This is a genomic window from Flavobacterium circumlabens (genome assembly GCF_004345565.1).
GTDB classification, from domain to species: domain Bacteria; phylum Bacteroidota; class Bacteroidia; order Flavobacteriales; family Flavobacteriaceae; genus Flavobacterium; species Flavobacterium circumlabens.
The window spans coordinates 693738-712347 of sequence record NZ_SLWA01000001.1 but is presented as its reverse complement, the minus strand read 5'-3'; the positions used below and the strand labels follow the sequence as shown (position 1 = coordinate 712347).

The window sequence follows — 18610 nt, the reverse complement described above, 5'->3', positions numbered from 1 at the left end:
TAGCACTTTTTCTCAATTATTTTTATCTGCCTACAATTGCCTTGTAGATATCATTTCCGTTAGCAAACAAAAGCAGTGCTATAAGTAAAACGAAACCAACCATTTGGGCGTTCTCTAAGAATTTATCGCTCGGTTTTCTGCCGCTGATTATTTCGTATAATAAAAACATCACATGACCTCCGTCAAGGGCAGGAATTGGCAATAAATTCATAACACCAAGCATAATTGACAATAAAGCCGTGATCGACCAGAACACTTTCCAGCTCCATGAACTCGGAAAAATGTTAAAAATCGCTGCAAAACCACCTACTTGTTTGTACGCTTTGGTTTCCGGATTAAAAATCATTTTAAGCTGTTTTCCGTAACCTACCAACTGGTCTTTCCCTTTTTCAAGTCCAACCGGAATAGATTCGAAGAAACTATATTCTTTAGTGCTTATTTTATAGTAGCCTAATTTTTCTAAAGAAGATAAATCAACGCCACCTGCAACAACACCCAATTTTCCGTTCTTATCTACTTTTAGGGTAACAGGAGTTTGCTTTAAATCACGTAAAACAACCCCCGGAATTGTTTTTCCTTTGTTGTTTGCTAAAATAGCTACTGCCTGATCGTAGTATTTTGCCTGTTGACCGTTGATGCTGACAATTAAATCTTTTGATTTCAGATCCTTATTGGCAGATTCAGCAGGAACATCTTTTATCGCAAAAGGTGTACGAATTGATACCAAAAGACCTTTTTCGTATTTCGATAACTGATCTACAAAATCAGTTGGCATAGTAAGCGTTTGCTGTTTTCCGTCTCTTTCAATCAATATGTGTTTACCCATGATGATGTTCATGTTTAAATCACTGTCAAAATTAACCACTTGTTTACCGTCTATAGCAACAAGTTTATCTCCCGTTTTAAAACCCGCTTTAAGCATCACCGGATTTTCAACCAGAATACCGTCTTTCAGATCACTGTTCGCTACATAAGTATCGCCATAAGCAAATGCCATTCCGATATAGATAATAAATGCCAGGATAAAATTTACCGTAACACCTCCCAGCATAATAATCAAACGCTGCCAGGCCGGTTTAGAACGAAATTCCCAAGGTTGCGGAGGCAGGGCCATTTGTTCTTTGTCCATGCTTTCGTCAATCATTCCGGAGATTTTTACATAACCTCCAAGCGGTAACCATCCGATTCCGTATTCTGTTTCGCCGATTTTCTTTTTAAGAAGAGAATATTTAACATCAAAAAATAAGTAAAATTTTTCGACTCTTGTTTTAAATAATTTAGCAGGAATAAAATGTCCTAATTCGTGAAGAATAATAAGTAAAGATAAACTCAATAGAAATTGAGAGAGTTTGATAACTATATCCATTTTGTATTTTTAGTTCGTAATTTAACGCACAAAAGTAACGTTTCTATTTTAATTTGATAGTGCAAGATAATACATAAGGTTTTAAATGTTTGTTAATAAATGTATCTAAGTTTTTTTAAAACCTATTTGGATTTATTTTCTTGTTTTTTTAGGAACCCTTCCTCTTTTTAATGGGCCTTTTAGTGAGAAACTGCTTTTTCTTTCTTAAAAGTGTCTTATTCTGGTATTTTTAAGACTAATCCGGGCCTTTTTATATTTCTGTTATAATTAATTTTCCATCTGTTTAAAAACTTTTTTACTATTGAATGTAAACGAGAATATTGTATTTCATTAATTTATCTAACATGAGTTATGGATATTATCAAACAAATAGAGCGTTTAAAAAAAATGCACCAATTAATTTTTGCTGAAAAAACGGGTACCCCCTGTGTATTTGCAAAAAAAATGTATTTAAGCCGTAGCCAGTTATATAATACGATTGATATAATGAAAACTTTAGAGGCACCAATAAAATATTGTAAAAAAAGGGAAACTTTTTATTATGAAACTCCTTTCGATCTGGAATTAAGTTATTCATTTAAAGCAATTATAGACGACGAAGCCAAAGAAATTTTTGGAGGTTTTAGTTTCCGTCCAATTTTATTAGACGGAACTATTATAAGTTTGCTCTGACAAATAAATTCTCGAGAAAATGATTTTGTTAAATTTTTAATAACCGTTTAAAATTTAAAATTATGGAATTAGCAGTAATGAATTTAGAAGATTTAAATTTAGTTGAACTGGATTTTCAGGAAGTTCAGGAAGTACGTGGTGGGGCTCTTTTTACTTTTATTGCACTTGGAGCATTAATAATAGGAGTCGGTTTATTTTCTAATAACAATAGTAAAAAAGTTAATGGGCCTGGGGGAGGTGTTTCTAATCCTCCTGGTAACTCTACTGGTTATTTTAGAGGCGATTTACTTACTACAGGAGGAATTTTTTAAATTAAAATAAAGAGCCTTGAGTTTTCAAGGCTCTTTAAATTCACAATAATTGAGGATACTCTTTACTAAAAACAAACATTAATACAATCATAATGCGAAACAATATTTTAAAAACCATAAGAAGAACAGCACTTTTTTCAACACTGCTTTTAGTCTGTTCTTGCGGATTAAAATCTATTCCTTCTGACTATACTTTTATTAAAGGCGGTTTTGAGAAGGTTGAATTAGATAAATTGGGAAATGGAAAAATACTCATCTATAATGGTGCTGATATTTCACATAAAATAGATAATACTGCCAGATTAAATATCTGGATTGATGATAAACCATTAGGTCAGCTAAGAGCAAGCGAGTATGTGATAATTGATCTAAAAAACGGTATATATCAATTCAAAGTACAGCATTTAGATTTGGTTAATATGCGGAGTATAGACGAAGTTGAAATTGATGAAAAAACAAGAGTTATAAAAATTAAAGCCAATCTTACTTCGAACAAATTAACCATTACAAATGAATTGCCTAAAAACTTCGATAAATTCAGGTACTCAGAAAAAAAATAATGTTTCCCTATTATTGAATTTTTATAATAGATCTGGTAAATGCAAGAAAGACTGCTTACCATAAACTTTTTGCTTTTAAAGCTAATACTTATTTTATGAACTTCAGTTCAGATCCAATAAATACACTGGAAAACCTTATTTCAAAAAACAAAACAAAGAGTTTCTCAATTTACGTTGTTGTTATTGCAGGAATTATAATTTTTCTGGGATTACTGCCCATTATTAAAATTGATATAAGCAGCCAGAGTCGTGGTATAATTCGAAGTAAAATAGATAATGTTCCCGTTTTTACAATAGTAAGCGGCAAGGTTAATTGGATTCATTTAAAAAATAATGGTTTGGTAAAAAAAGGAGATACGATTTTAAAAATTGCTAAAGAAAATCTGGAAAATGATAAAAAAACCCAGGACACCTTATCGGATGCTGTTTTAGCAATACTAAAGGATATTTCGAACATTTTAAAAAATAGAACAATTGATTTACAGACGTCTGCAGGAAGAGAAGAATTGTTGAGATTTCAGTCTGAAACCAATGAATTGCAAAGCAAAATCTCACAAGCGCAAATAAATTATGATCGAAATAAGATTTTATACGATAAAGATATTATTGCAAAAGCAGATTTTGAGAAAAACGATTATGAATTACGTATAGCTAAACAAGCACTGCAAAGTTTTGTAAGTCAGCAAAAGTTAACTTGGGAGAATCAGAAAAGGGATTTAGAAGAACGGCTTAAAAACCTTACCGGAACTGTTGCCAAAATAAATGTAGAGTCAAGCAATTATGTAGTTTTGGCTCCTATTTCAGGTACAATCGAAAATTATTCAGGTATTCAAAAAGGTTCTTTTGTAAGTGCTTCACAATCTATTGCAACAATTTCACCTACAGAACATCTTATTGCCGAATGTAGTATTTCTCCAAATGATATTGGTTTAATTAAGAAAAACCAAAAAGTAAAACTTCAGTTTGATGCTTTTAACTATAATCAATGGGGGTTTTTAGAAGGAAAAGTAATTGATATTGATCAGAATATAACGATTCAGGGAGAACAGGCTTTTTTTAAAGTCCGATGTGCCATGAGTTCAACTACACTACACTTAAAATCCGGTTATAAAGCCAGTGTTTCAAAAGGAATGACACTAACAACAAGATATATAATAACCCGCAGAAGCTTGTTCGATTTATTATTTGACAAAATAGATAATTGGCTCAATCCAAAACAAATATCAAGTAAAAAATAAATGGCTTCAATTAAAATAAAACAACATGATATTAAAGATTGTGGTGCTGCTTGTTTGGCATCTATTGGAAACCATTTTAAAGTTAATCTTCCTCTAGCGAGAATTCGCCAATATGCCAATACAGATAAGAGAGGTACGAATGTTTTGGGAATTATTGAAGCTGCCGAAAAAATGGGATTTACTGCCAAAGCAGTAAAAGGCGGTATTGATTCTTTAGACAAAATTCCGCTTCCCACAATAGCCCATATCGTTACAAAAGAACAGTTGCATCATTATATTGTAATTTATAAAGTTGATAAATCTAAACTAACGGTTATGGATCCGGGTTTTGGTAAAATGGAAATTTATACTTTCGAAGATTTTCAAAAAATATGGTCGGGAGTATTAATTCTTTTTGCACCTAATGAAGATTTTAAAATATTGAATGAAAAAACTTCACCCATAAAACGTTTTTGGAATTTAATTCAGCCACATAAAACGATTTTAATTCAGGCTTTAGTTGGTGCAGTTGTATATACCGTACTAGGATTGGCGATGTCTGTTTATATTCAAAAAATAACGGATTATGTTCTGGTAGACGGCAATAGAAATCTACTCAATTTGTTGAGTATTTCTATGATTGTCATTATTTTGCTTCAGGTATACATCGGCTCTAAAAAAAGCATTTTTGTAATGAAAACGGGGCAATTAATTGATGCGAAATTAATTCTTGGTTACTATAAGCACTTGCTGCATCTGCCCCAGCGTTTTTTCGATACGATGCAAATAGGCGAAATAATATCCAGAATAAATGATGCAGTAAAAATTCGTTCGTTTATAAATGAGGTAGCCATCGAAATGATTGTAAATATTTTTATTGTTGTTTTTTCATTCACTTTAATGTTTACTTATTATTGGAAATTAGCTTTGGTTATTTTGCTGGTGATTCCATTTTACAGCACAATTTATTTTATTCTGAACAAATTCAACAAGAAAGTAGAACGAAGTATTATGGAGAATGCAGCTGAACTTCAAACTCAGTTAGTTGAAAGTATTACACATGTCAGGACTGTAAAAGAGTTTGGGATTGAAGAATTTTCAAATCTGAGAACGGAGAATAAATTTGTAAAATTATTGTTTACTACTTATAAATCCGGATTAAATGGTCTTTTTGCTAATACATCGACTCAAATTCTGGCTTCTGTATTTACTGTTGTATTAATATGGATCGGATCGGGATATGTAATCGATCGAAATATTACTCCCGGCGAATTATTTTCCTTTTATGCTTTGATAGGTTATTTTACATCTCCAGTTGCTTCACTAATAGAAATGAACAAAACAGCACAAAATGCATTAATTGCAGCTGACAGACTGTTTGAAATAATGGATTTGGAACGCGAAGAAACTGAGAACAAAATTGAAATTAAAAGGGAAAAAATAGGCGATATAAAATTCGAAAATGTTTCTTTTCGATATGGGTCAAGAGTTGAGGTTTTTAAAAATTTTAATGCCATATTCAGGAGAAATGAAACAACAGCTATTGTTGGAGAAAGTGGCAGCGGAAAAACAACTTTGATTTCATTACTGCAAAATTTATACCCCATAAAAGAAGGTAAAATTTACATAGGAAATTATGATACTCAATTTATACATTACAAGAGTTTAAGGAAGGTTATGGGTGTTGTTCCACAGCAGCTTAATTTGTTTTCAGGAAATATTATAGAAAACATTGCTTTGGGAGATTCGTTTCCAAATATTCAAAGCATTTTAGATTTATCAAAACAACTGGGTATTACTGAATTTGTTGAAAAACTACCAAAAGGTTTTGAAACACAAGTTGGTGAAAATGGAGCATTGTTATCCGGAGGACAGAAACAGAGAATTGCAATTGCGAGGGCATTATACAAAAATCCTGAAATTTTATTAATGGATGAAGCCACATCATCATTAGATACCAATTCAGAAAATATGGTAAATGAAGTTATTGAAAAGTTTAAATCGCAAGGAAAAACAGTAATCGTTATTGCTCATCGATTAAGTACAATTGCTAATGCAGATACAATATTGGTAATGAAAAATGGAAGCATTGTTGAATCCGGAAATCATATCGATTTATTAGAACAAAAAAGGGAATATTATAATTTATGGAATAAACAACATTTGCTTTAAATGTTTGTTAATTAATAAACATTTAGATTTCTCCTTTTAGGCAGATACCTTAACTTTACTTTTTTAAACGCTATCATACCCAATAGGTAGCGTAGAACTATTAAAAGTTACAAAATATGGCTTCATTATTATTATCTCCACTTACAATAAAAAAAATTACCTTAAAAAACAGAATCGTTATTTCGCCTATGTGCCAGTATTCCGCAGTTGACGGATTTGCAAACGACTGGCATTTGGTTCACTTGGGAAGCCGCGCTAGCGGTGGAGCAGGTTTGATTATTCAGGAAGCGACATCCGTTTCTCCCGAAGCCAGAATTTCTCCTTCAGACTTAGGAATCTGGAAAGATGAGCACATTCAAAAATTAAAACAGATCAACGAATTTATCGTTTCTCAAAACTCCATTCCCGGAATTCAGTTGGCGCATGCCGGACGAAAAGCCAGTGTTTCGGCTCCGTGGGAAGGCAATAAAAAATTAGATTTTGCTCAGGGCGGATGGCAGACCGTTTCTGCGAGTGCGATTCCGTATCACGATGGTGAACCGTTTCTTCCGGAAGCTTTAGACCAAAACGGAATCCGAAAAGTAGTTTCAGATTTCAAAGCAGCGACCAAAAGGGCTGTTGAAGCGGGGTATAAGGTTGTGGAAATTCATGGGGCACACGGTTATTTACTACACCAGTTTTTATCGCCTTTAACGAATGTCAGAACCGACGAATACGGAGGAAGTTTTGAAAACAGAATCCGTTTTACGTTAGAAATTGTCGAAGCCGTTCAGTCGGAATGGCCCTCAGATTTGCCGTTATTCGTTCGAATTTCAGCAACAGACTGGGCAGAAGGAGGATGGAATCCCGAAGAATCTGTAAAGCTTTCGAAAATATTAAAAGATAAAGGAGTAGATCTTATCGATGTTTCTTCCGGAGGATTAGTATCGCACCAAAAAATTCAGATTGGTCCCGGCTATCAGGTTTCTTTTGCTGAAAAAATCAAAAAAGAAGCAACTATTCTGACAGGGGCCGTAGGTCTAATTACCGAAGCCCAACAAGCCGAAGAAATTCTAAATAACGGTCAGGCCGATTTAATTTTATTCGCGAGAGAATCTTTAAGAAACCCAAATCTGCCTTTGGATTTCGCCAAAGAACTAAACGACGATATTCAGTGGCCCAAACAATACGAACGCGCTAAGATTTAATTTTTTTTGCTACAGATTATTTTGATTAAAAGGATTGAAAAAAGTTGGCCACTCCCGATAGCTATCGGGATTCACGAATTTTCACAAATCAGTGCGTGTAAAAAAGCTAAATTAATTCGCGGAAATTTGTGAAATTAGTGGCAAAAAAAAATCTTTTTTTAATCACAAAATCTATGGCAAAAGAAATTTTCAATCACAATAATCCGTGACAAAAAAACGAAACGAAAATGCAAAAAATAAAAACAGCACTATTATCATACGGAATGTCGGGGAAAGTTTTTCATGCCCCGTTTTTAAACCTTCATCCGGGATTTGAATTATTAGGTTCCTGGGAAAGAAGCAAAAAACTCATTCAGGAAGATTATCCCACCGTAAAAAGCTACTCTTCCATTGATGATTTACTGGCAGACGATGTCGATTTGGTCATCGTAAACACACCGGTTGGGACCCATTACGAATATGCAAAAAAAGTACTATTGGCCGGAAAACATGCCGTTGTCGAAAAAGCATTTACAACCACTGTAGCGGAAGCCCAAGAACTGGCAAAAATTGCAAAAGACAAAGGACTGAAGTTGGCCGTTTTTCAGAACCGACGCTGGGACAGTGATTTCAAAACCGTTCAAAAAATAATCAATGATGGAGTTTTAGGAGATTTGGTCGAAGCTGAATTTCATTTTGACAGATACAATCCGTTGCTGAGCCCGAAATCACATAAAGAAACCGTTAACGATGGCGCCGGAATTCTGAAGGATTTGGGACCCCATTTAATCGATCAGGCTCTTGCTTTGTTTGGTTCACCGAAAGCTGTTTTTGGTGATATCAGAGTGACCCGGGAAAATTCTTTAGTAGACGACTGGATCGATTTGGTATTGATTTATAGTGAATTCAGAGTTCGTTTAAAAGCAAGTTTCTTTGTCAGGGAAGCGAATCCCGCCTATACTATTCACGGAAAAAAAGGATCTTTCCTGAAACCTCGCGGGGATGTTCAGGAAGACGATTTAAAACTCGGTAAAAAACCAGATTCAGCATTCTGGGGAACAGAATCGGAAAGTTTGCAGGGCCTTTTGCATACCGAAATTAACGGAAAGGAAGTGCGTGAAAAAGTACCAACACTTCAGGGGAATTATTTTTCATTTTTTGATGGTGTTTACGAATCAATTGCAAATGATAAAACAGAACCGGTTACGGCACAAGACGGTGTAAAAGTAATGCAGATTATCGAAGCTGCTATTGCGAGTGCTGCGCAGCAAAAGGTTATTGTTCTTTAGCTGTTTTTTTCCCGCAGATTTTGCAGATTACGCGGATTAACGCAGATTTTTTCAATCCTTTTTATGCGTGATCCTGATCACTTTGGATTGGTAAAAAACTTTGAATATTACAATTAAAAGTTTTCCCGCAGATTTTGCAGATTACGCGGATTGACACAGATTTTAAATTCATTTAATTATGTGATTTCGATAGTTATCGGAAAGGCAAAAAATAAAACCAGTAAAAACCCGCCTAACCCGTAAAACCCGCGCCCCAATACCTTTTCTGCTTCATTAAGCGTACAATTTATAAACAATAACGTTATAAATTAGGGAACCGAAAGGGTTTGGTAGTCTGTAAAGTAGCTTTTTAGTACTTTTGCCACACAAACATTAAATGCATTATTTTGATCAATTTCAATCCATTATCATTCTTTCAGGCCAAAGGGAAAATTAAGAAAGTCTACAGAGAAGCAAAGGCTTCTTATTTAAACCGAATTCGTTTTGCTGTCGGAATGTTTTATTTTGGAATGGGTTTAAGTTTTGCAACCTGGGCAAGCCGTATTCCGGATATTAAAACCGCACTCCACCTGACCGAAGGAGATTTGGGATCTATACTTTTTGCATTGCCCGTAGGTCAGTTGGTAATCATGCCTTTTTCAGGAAAAATGGTGACCAGATTCGGAAGCCACCGTATTTTGATTTTCTCTCTGATCATGTATGTTTTATGTCTTGCCAATTTAGGTTTGGCAACTACAGTTCTACAATTATCATTAGGATTATTTTTGTTTGGACTGTTTGGAAATTTAGCCAACATTGCCGTTAACACGCAAGGCGTTTATACCGAAGTCCTTTTCAAAAAAACAATCATGTCGTCCTTTCACGGCATGTGGAGCTTTGCCGGATTTACAGGAGCTTTGGTAGGTTTGGGAATGTTAACCTTAAACTTAAGCCCGTTGCATCATTTTTTAATTGTTGGTGTAGTAGTACTGCTTATGGTCGCTTTTAATTTTAAATTTCTGGTGAGAGCCAAAGAAAAAATTAAAGCAAAAACCGGAGAAAAGAAAAAACTATTTGTGAAACCGGACAGCGCACTAATCTGGCTTGGTGTAATTGGTTTTTGCAGTATGGCCAGCGAAGGAGTTATGTTTGACTGGAGTGGCGTCTACTTTAAAGACGTTGTGGAAGCACCGGGACCATTAGTGGTTTTAGGATACACTTCATTCATGATTATGATGGCAAGCGGTCGATTTTTAGGAGACGGAATGATCAATAAATTTGGCCGTGAACGCGTCATGCAAATCAGCGGTGTGATGATTTCTGCCGGACTTTTTACCGCAGTTTTTCTTCCTTATATTATACCTTGTACGATTGCTTTTATGCTGGTTGGACTGGGAGTTGCGACAATTGTTCCAACAGTGTACAGTATGGCAGGAAAAAATCCGACAGTTCCACCCGGAGAAGCTTTAACGATAGTTTCCAGTGTTAGTTTTTTGGGATTTTTAATGGGACCACCAGTAATCGGACACATTGCCCAAAACTTCGGACTTCAGTTCTCCTTTGCTTTTATCGGAATCTTTGGTGTTCTGATTGCGTTTATGGTTTCTAAAATCAGAACTACTTAGTAAGTATCTTTTTCGAAGATTTTACAGCGCAATGTACTATCTGATAATGAAATCAATTTAATATAAATCTGTATGAATTTAGAATCTTCTATTTGCTTTTAAAATAAAATAGTAAGAAAAGTATTATTTTAATTAATAATACTATCTTTGAAGCGTGAACGATAGTTCTTCCATTATAATACCTTTTTTCCAAAGACCAATTGTATCCTTTGATGTAATGATTAAATGTTTTGTTTTTAAAATATTCTAATCCTAAACAATTTATCAAAGTTAATTGGTGATCTCCATGAGAAAAAAGTATGTATTGTTTTTTATTTTGCTGCCTTTTGGACTTGCTTTTGCACAAAAGGAAATTGCCATTTCAGGAATTGTGATTGATGCAAAAACACAAAGTCCCTTAGAGAATGTTGTCGTAAGCATTCAAAACTCTTCTGTCACACAACTTACTACAGCAAATGGAAAATTCGTTTTGTATTCTTCCCTTAAAGGAGAGCAATTGCTTTTACTGCACAGTCAGGGATACAAAGATCTGCTGCTGAAAATTAATATCTATGCCAACCTTACTTTAGGAACCTTACAATTGGAAGATAATTTTACAGATGAGGTACAGGGAACTTTGATTACCCTGCTGGATAGTGATTTGTCGGATGATAACAGTTCCAGCGAAATGACTTCTGGTCTTCTGCAATCTGCGAAAGATGCATTTTTTCAGGCCTCCGCTTTTAATTGGGGACAAGCCCGGTTTAAGGTTCGCGGTCTGGACAGCGAAAACGGTACCATGATGCTGAATGGGATGCCCATGAATAAAATTTACGACGGAAGGCCGCAATGGACCAATTGGGGAGGATTAAATGATGTACTTCGAAATCAGGAATTTTCTATTGGTGCGGCTTCTTCCCTTTATACTTTTGGAGGCATTTTAGGAACACAGCAAATTTATACGCGGGCTTCCTTGTACAGAAAAGGAGAACGTATTTCGTTGTCGGGAAGTAATACCACTTATAACTGGCGGGCTACAGGAACTTACGCTTCAGGTATGAATTCTGCAGGCTGGGCGTATGTCGTTTCAGCAGGGAAACGTATTGGAAATGAAGGTTATTTTGAAGGAACCAATTTCGATGGGGAATCTTTTTTTCTAAGTATCGAAAAAAACTTAAACAGAAGGAACGCGATTAATTTTACAGGATTTTACACGCCAAATTCGCGTGGAAAAAACTCCGCCAATACAACTGAAGTTACTGCATTGACAGACGGAAGATACAATTCCTATTGGGGTTGGCAAAACGGGAAAAAACGAAATGCCAGAGTAAAAAACATCGAAGAACCGCTTTTAATGCTGAACCATTATTTTAAAATTAATGAAAAAACAAACCTGAATTCGGCCATACTGTACCAGTTTGGTAAAACAGGAAACAGCAATATTGATTACCAGAATACACCAAGTCCGGATCCTGTTTATTATCGCAAATTACCAAGTTATTACAGCTCCATGTATGCTTCTGATAGAGGAGAGTTCTCCGGTGATTTTACTCCGGATTATAAAAATGCCGAAAAAAGTAAGGAATTGTTTTTGAAGAATCCTCAGATTAACTGGGAAGAAATCTATCGTGCCAATCAGAAACCCATAACAAATGCTGACGGAATTATTACAGGGTATGGGCCAGTGCAAAGTCATTATGTTTTGTACGAAGACCGGACAGACGACAAAACATTTGCCGCAAACTCAAACGTAAACATACAGCTTACAGAAAACAGTGCTTTTGACGGCGGAATTACTTTCCGGAATTTAAAATCACACCAGTTTCAGTATCTTTTAGATTTATTGGGAGGGGAATATTTTATGGATATTGATGCGTTCTACATCGGCAATCAGGCACAATCTGATTTGCGAAATCCAAATCGACAGGTAAAAGTGGGAGATCAGTATGGGTACAATTATAATCTTCTGGCAACGACTGTTGATGCGTTTACACAATTTAAATTCAATTATAAAAAAACAGAGTTTTATCTGGCACAATCTTATTCTGTGTCGGATTATCAAAGAGAAGGACTGTATCAAAACGGAATTTATCGAACCACTTCCCTTGGCAGAAGTCAGAAAGTAAGTTTTGAGAATTTTGGTTTCAAAGGCGGATTTACCTATAAAATTTCAGGAAAACAAGGACTTTTTTTTAATGGAATGTATCTGACAAAAGCACCCTCCCTTCGCAATACTTTTTCAAATTCGCGGCTCAATAACTCGATTGTGAACGGAATTGAAAATGAAAACATAAGCAGTATAGAAGGAAATTATGTGTACCGTTCGCCCAAACTTAAAATCAGGACAACCGTTTATTATAGCCTGATAAAAAACACGACCAAAACATCTTTTTTTTATGCCGAAGGAATTTTTGACAAAGGAGCCGGTTATAATAATACGGATGCTTTTGTAAGTCAGACTTTAAGCAATTTAGACAAGAAAAACAGCGGAGCTGAACTTAGTTTTGAATATCAGGCTTCAGCAACATTAAAAATAACTTTATCTGCTGCATACGGCAATTATACCTATAGCAGTAACCCGAATGTTTCGATCACCAATGATGCCAATGCTGCAAAAGCAAATACACAGGCCACTTTTGATTTTGGAGAATCCTACCTTAAAAATTACAAACAGCCGGGTATGCCGCAACAAGCCTATTCATTAGGTTTGGAATACAGGGATCCTAAATTTTGGTGGCTTGCTGCGAATATTAATTACTTAACCGATAGTTATATAGATGTTTCCCCAATCGCAAGGACCAATCGTTTCTATGTCAATTCAAAAAGTGGTTTAGCATTTCCCGAAGCCACAGAACAACGGGCTTCTGAACTACTAAGGCAGGAAAAATTCAGTCCGGTTTCTTTACTAAATATTACAGGCGGAAAGTCCTGGCGGGTTTTCGGAAAATATGTTGGTTTTTTTGCGAGTGTTAATAATGTTTTTGATTCTTCCTATAAAACCGGTGGGTTTGAACAGGCAAGAAACGCCAATTTTAGAGCACTTAATCAGGATGTTTCGAGTAAAACCCCATCGTTTGGTCCCAAATATTTTTATGGATACGGAAGAACTTATTTCGTAAACATTAGTATCACTTTATAAAACTTAAAAACAGATTATATTATGAGAAATATATATTTAAGCTCTTTTCTAGCCATACAATTATGCCTGTTTTGTGCTTGCAGTACTGAAATTGAAATTCCTAAATTAGGATGCGAGCAGCTTGATCTGCCCGTAAACCAAACGGTAGAAAAAGTAAAAAGTGTTTCAGGTATAGTTCCGAAGCAATATAATTATGATGATGTAATTGAAGGATATGTAGTATCGTCAGATGAAGGGGGTAATTTTTTCAGGACTATTTCTTTTCAGGCCCTAGCGAATGAGCAAAATCCTGCCGCAGGATTTAGTGTCGCTGTAGATGCGGCCAATAGCTACATAGATTTTGGTGTAGGCAATAAAGTTTATATCAGACTTAAAAATCAATATACAGATTTAAGTTATGGCGCTTTAAGGATTGGCAGTTTGTATGCGAGTAATTCAGGTGAGCCAACAATAGGCAGAGTTTCACAAAATGATTATAAAAGTGTGCTGAATGCTTCCTGTGTTGTGGTTGATGAAAATCAATTGGTTCAGTCTCTTTCGATAGCGGAAGCATTAAATGAAAACAAGCTCAACACATTGGTAGAGCTTAAAGACGTACAATTTACGGAAGCTGCAATCGGGCGTCATTATTTTGAGGAATCCAATACTATTGGCGGCGCAACCAATTGGAACCTGACTGATAAGACAGGGAATCAGATTATTTTCAGGACCAGTAGTTTTGCGAATTTTGCTGCCGGTCTTGTGCCGGACGGAAGCGGAAAAGTGCGTGGAGTGATCACAAAATTCGGATCCGATTATCAATTAGTGGCGAGATTTGAAAGCGATGTTGTAATGGAAGGGAAAAGGAGTGCGCCTTTCTTTTCGGAAGATTTCCAATCGGTAAAAAACAACGTAAATTTTAATCTTCCGGGATGGGGCAATATCGTTGAAAAAGCCTCAAAATTATGGAAAAGCATTGTGTATGGAGGAAATGGCTATGCCGAATTTAATACCACAAGCACAACCGCTGCCGAAAACATCGCCTGGCTTGTTTCTCCTAAAATCGATTTGGATTCGTATAAAAATGCAATCTTATCTTTTAGAAGTGCGCAACATGATTTAAAAGTGGATTCTCCATTAAATGCAGTAGAAATTTATGTCTCCTCCAATTTTGACGGCTCAAATCTAACCAAAGCCAATTGGACAAAATTATCCGCAAAAACAGCAACACAATCCACGCCTCCCCGTCAGTTTATAAGCTCAGGAGCTATAGACTTAGCCTCTTATTCCGGAAAGATTAATATTGCCTTCAAATACAGAGGTTCCGGAAAAGACAAAACCTTAAATGGCGCCTTTATGATTGATGATGTTAAGATTTATGGGGAAAAATAGCCACAACTTTTTTTAAAAATTAAATTAAAGTATTGGTTTTTAGAAGATTATTTAAAAATGTATAGTTTTTAAACTTATAACTGTTAAATTTAATGGAATTTTGTATTTTGGTCATCCCAAATTGATACAAATACCATGAAGAAAATCTACTTAATTGCCATCCTAATGATGGTGTTTCCATGTTTAGTACATAGCCAGGATGCTCCACCTGTAAGATTAAAACAAATCAACATTGTAAAAACAAATTACCAGAACTACAAGGACGGTGAAATTGTAAATAAAACAGTCGTTTTTAGTGAAGGAAAAATACAAACGATTACAACTTCTGATGTAATTCAGAAATTCTTTTACAACAAAAACGGATTATTGGATATGACCGTAAAAGAAAAAATTGGAAGCGACTGGAAAGAGGTGATCAATTACACTTATGACGCAGACAACAACATTATAAAATTCGTAAACAAATATCATGAAGGTAATGATTACATTACCAAAACGGTAACTTTTACTTACGAAGGAGCGAGAATAAAAGCAATCACTAAAAAAAGTACCAATCACCAGAATATTCTTGATGATATTGAATACATTGTTGAAAATGGTATTATCGTAAGACGTACTTCCCGCGATAGAAACAAGCAGATCATTGGTAAAATAGAGTATGTTTATGTGAATGATAATGTCGCAAAACACAAAGGTTTAGTTGGAGATAAAATCTCTAAAACCTATACTTATGATGATAAAAAATCGGTAGAATCATTAATTGTTCAGAATCTTTTTGGAGATAATTACAAAATAATTGTACCAATGATTTCCTATCACGAAGATGAATTTACTTTTGAGACTATTTCTTATAACAATGAAATGAATTTTAGTCCTTCGTCTACAGCTTTAGTAGCGGTAAGCAGAAAATACAAATACAATAAATTGAATTATCCAATATCTTGTTCTCAGCTTGAAGAAAATGGTATTGTAAAAACAGAAAAGACTTTTATTTACGAATAAAGACGATATACTTTATTTTTTAAGTCCTTTAGAAATTAAGATTTTAATTTTTAAAGGACTTGTTTTTTTTAAATGAAAGAGCATAATTTCCCAAATAGAACTTAAAAATAAAATTCTATAAGGGTAGTAGCTTACAAATCATTAAATTTGCACCTTATTCAAAGCTATGTTAGAAAAAGAAGTTATAAATTTTGAGAGAACCGCCATTGTTGGTATTGTAACTCAAAATCAAAGTGAGGAAAAACTAAACGAATATTTAGACGAATTAGAGTTTTTGACTTTTACCGCAGGAGGTGAAGTGATCAAACGTTTTTCGCAAAAAATGGAGCGCCCGAATCCGAAGACTTTTGTTGGGACAGGTAAGATAGAGGAAATTAATCTTTTTGTAAAAGAACACGAGATATCAACTTTAATTTTTGATGATGAATTATCACCATCACAACAGAAAAATATATCAAAAATTATTGATTGTAAAATTCTGGACAGAACCAATTTGATTCTGGATATTTTTGCGCAAAGAGCTGAATCTTCTTATGCAAGAACGCAGGTAGAATTGGCGCAGTGTATCTATTTGCTGCCAAGACTTTCCGGTTTATGGACACACCTTGAACGCCAGAAAGGTGGTATTGGTATGCGTGGTCCCGGTGAAACGGAGATTGAAACGGACAGACGTATTGTACGTGACAGGATTTCGTTATTAAAAGACAAGATCAAAACAATCGATAAGCAAATGGGAGTTCAGCGTAGCAATCGCGGAGCGATGGTGCGTGTTGCCCTGGTGGGTTATACCAATGTTGGAAAATCGACTTTGATGAATGCTGTTGGTAAAAGTGATGTTTTTGTTGAGAATAAATTGTTCGCAACGCTGGATACAACCGTTCGTAAAGTGGTGATTAAAAACTTACCATTTTTGCTTTCGGATACGGTAGGTTTTATTAGAAAATTACCAACACAATTGGTAGATTCCTTTAAAAGTACATTAGATGAGGTTCGTGAAGCGGATCTGTTGTTGCATGTGGTGGATATTTCACATGCGGATTTCGAGGATCATATCGAATCGGTAAATCAGACCCTGTTAGACATCAAAAGTAATAACAAACCAACTATTATGGTTTTTAATAAAATTGATGCTTACAAACATTTGACGATCGATGAAGATGATTTGATTACAGAAAAGACCAGGAGACATTATACGCTTGAGGAATGGAAACAAACCTGGATGAGTAATGTTGGTCAGGATAAAGCGTTATTTATTTCGGCAACCCAAAAAGAAAATTTCGAAGAATTTAGAGAAACCGTTTATGAGGCAGTCCGCCAGATTCATATCACAAGATTTCCCTACAATAAATTTTTGTATCCGGATTATAAGGATGCAATTGAGAAAGAAGAAGAACAAGATCAGGAATAAATAAAATTTTTACCGTAAAGAACGCAAAGATTTTTATTTTGCCGGAAGTTTATAAAACACAAAGTTCGCAAAGCTAAATTCAGATAAAGCTTTGCGAACTTTGCGTTTTTGCGAGAAATATGAATTTTTTCATTTTGCGAATATTTTTTGTTTCGCAGATTTTGCGGATCTATTTTAAAAAAAAAACATTAAAAAAGAAAATCTGCTTAATCAGCCAAATCTGCGGGAAACTTTACTGCACAGTTTTAAATCTATGGCAAAACCTTAACTGCAAAGTTCGTTAAGCTTTTTATATTTAATCTCGTAAAGTTTTTCTTTAGGTTTTTAAACTTGGCGGTCTCTGTGGTAAAAACACAATTGGTTTTCCGTTTTAAATTAAAATCCGAAATTAATTCCCAAACCGAAAACTTCCCTGGTTTGAAAACCCTTAAAAGCATTGTCGTCATAAATAGCCTGGAAGGCTAAATTGGCAGACAAGAATTTGTTTACTTTCATGATAATATTCAGAGAGTAATTAATGTCTACGTTCTGAGGATCTTCTAAATAATTAGAATATAAATTCAAAGTATTTTCTGCCGTTACGTTGGTCATAATGGCAAGTTTGTAATAAACGGAAGTATAAAAACCAAGCTCGTATCTAATGCTTTTATTGGCATCTACGCCAAAATAAGCTCCGTCAACATAAGGTAATCCGGTTCCCTGATCGATTCCTGAAGTATAAGCACTGTCTACAAAAGTAAATTTTGAGGTCAACGGTGCAAAGTTTATTTTGAGATTTTCATCTTTAGACCAGTAAATACCCGGACCAGTGGTGAGATAACCGGGAGACATGAATTTGGTGTTTTCCGTTCTGATTTCTTTTCCATTTACATCTTTACCGTAAAGGTAACCAGTGGAGAATTGGGTTCTGAAATTTAAAAAGAAAGAGTAATACCAGTCGCCAAAAGCTCTTTTTCCGACTATTGAATTAAATTCTAAACGGTCATCGGTCTTTTTTCCAAAATCAGAATTTTTAGTTTGTAAAATCCCATAGGAAGCCAGAATTTTATTATCCCAGGTGATGTCATCCTTTTTATAATTAAAGTCGTAGTTGATTCCTAAAGTTCCCGAGAAACTGTCTTCCCCTCCTGCGAGCCAGTTATTAAAACTGGATTGATTTAGTAAAAGAGATACAATTCCTTTTGCTTTCCAGCCTTCACCCTCAATCGTATCATTTAATTTTTTTACGGCTTTTTCAGTGTTTTGAACTAATTCTTTTTCGGAATTTTGTGCCTGAACAAAAGTAAGATTTGCTAAAACGAAGAGTAATAAGAATATCTTTCTCATAGTATTTAGTTTAAAGTGTAATAACAAA

At 34.9% G+C, this 18610-nt stretch carries 14 protein-coding genes; 12 read left to right on the top strand and 2 right to left on the bottom strand.

Annotated elements, in window-relative coordinates; genetic code table 11:
- Positions 1-22: 22 nt before the first annotated feature.
- The gene (gene rseP / locus EV142_RS02990) at positions 23-1366 is read right to left on the bottom strand and encodes an RIP metalloprotease RseP (protein WP_132032555.1); all 1344 of its coding nucleotides are present in this window, start codon (positions 1364-1366) and stop codon (positions 23-25) included.
- Between the two features lie 351 nt (positions 1367-1717).
- Here rseP and EV142_RS02985 point away from each other — a divergent pair, with 351 nt between their 5' ends.
- From EV142_RS02985 to hflX, 12 genes are all read left to right on the top strand, one after another.
- On the top strand, positions 1718-2038 hold the full coding sequence (locus EV142_RS02985; RefSeq protein WP_238698646.1) for a hypothetical protein: 321 nt from the start codon (positions 1718-1720) through the stop codon (positions 2036-2038).
- 62 nt (positions 2039-2100) lie between these two features.
- Positions 2101-2349: a hypothetical protein gene (locus tag EV142_RS02980; RefSeq protein WP_132032553.1), complete on the top strand. Its 249-nt coding sequence runs from the start codon at positions 2101-2103 to the stop codon at positions 2347-2349.
- A 92-nt stretch (positions 2350-2441) separates the two neighbouring features.
- The gene (locus EV142_RS02975) at positions 2442-2909 is read left to right on the top strand and encodes a hypothetical protein (RefSeq protein ID WP_132032551.1); all 468 of its coding nucleotides are present in this window, start codon (positions 2442-2444) and stop codon (positions 2907-2909) included.
- 95 nt (positions 2910-3004) lie between these two features.
- Positions 3005-4147: an HlyD family secretion protein gene (locus EV142_RS02970; RefSeq protein ID WP_132032549.1), complete on the top strand. Its 1143-nt coding sequence runs from the start codon at positions 3005-3007 to the stop codon at positions 4145-4147.
- Complete coding sequence (locus EV142_RS02965; protein ID WP_132032547.1) at positions 4148-6298, top strand: peptidase domain-containing ABC transporter; 2151 nt, start codon at positions 4148-4150, stop codon at positions 6296-6298.
- A gap of 116 nt (positions 6299-6414) precedes the next feature.
- Entirely contained in the window at positions 6415-7485 is a 1071-nt protein-coding gene (locus tag EV142_RS02960; RefSeq protein ID WP_132032545.1) for an NADH:flavin oxidoreductase/NADH oxidase, read from the top strand.
- Between the two features lie 227 nt (positions 7486-7712).
- The gene (locus EV142_RS02955; protein ID WP_132032543.1) at positions 7713-8753 is read left to right on the top strand and encodes a Gfo/Idh/MocA family oxidoreductase; all 1041 of its coding nucleotides are present in this window, start codon (positions 7713-7715) and stop codon (positions 8751-8753) included.
- A 386-nt stretch (positions 8754-9139) separates the two neighbouring features.
- Positions 9140-10357, top strand: a complete 1218-nt coding sequence (locus EV142_RS02950; RefSeq protein ID WP_132032541.1) for an MFS transporter — start codon at positions 9140-9142, stop codon at positions 10355-10357.
- A gap of 286 nt (positions 10358-10643) precedes the next feature.
- Positions 10644-13475 (top strand): carboxypeptidase-like regulatory domain-containing protein, encoded by a 2832-nt coding sequence (locus EV142_RS02945; protein WP_132032539.1) that lies wholly within the window; start codon positions 10644-10646, stop codon positions 13473-13475.
- A gap of 21 nt (positions 13476-13496) precedes the next feature.
- Positions 13497-14846: a DUF5689 domain-containing protein gene (locus tag EV142_RS02940; RefSeq protein ID WP_132032537.1), complete on the top strand. Its 1350-nt coding sequence runs from the start codon at positions 13497-13499 to the stop codon at positions 14844-14846.
- Positions 14847-14981: 135 nt separating this feature from the next.
- Positions 14982-15848, top strand: a complete 867-nt coding sequence (locus EV142_RS02935; protein ID WP_132032535.1) for a hypothetical protein — start codon at positions 14982-14984, stop codon at positions 15846-15848.
- Between the two features lie 166 nt (positions 15849-16014).
- Entirely contained in the window at positions 16015-17256 is a 1242-nt protein-coding gene (gene hflX, locus EV142_RS02930) for a GTPase HflX (RefSeq protein WP_132032533.1), read from the top strand.
- Between the two features lie 375 nt (positions 17257-17631).
- Here the strand turns inward: hflX and EV142_RS02925 are convergent, their stop codons facing one another.
- Positions 17632-18582, bottom strand: a complete 951-nt coding sequence (locus EV142_RS02925) for a DUF3078 domain-containing protein (protein ID WP_132032531.1) — start codon at positions 18580-18582, stop codon at positions 17632-17634.
- Positions 18583-18610: the final 28 nt, after the last annotated feature.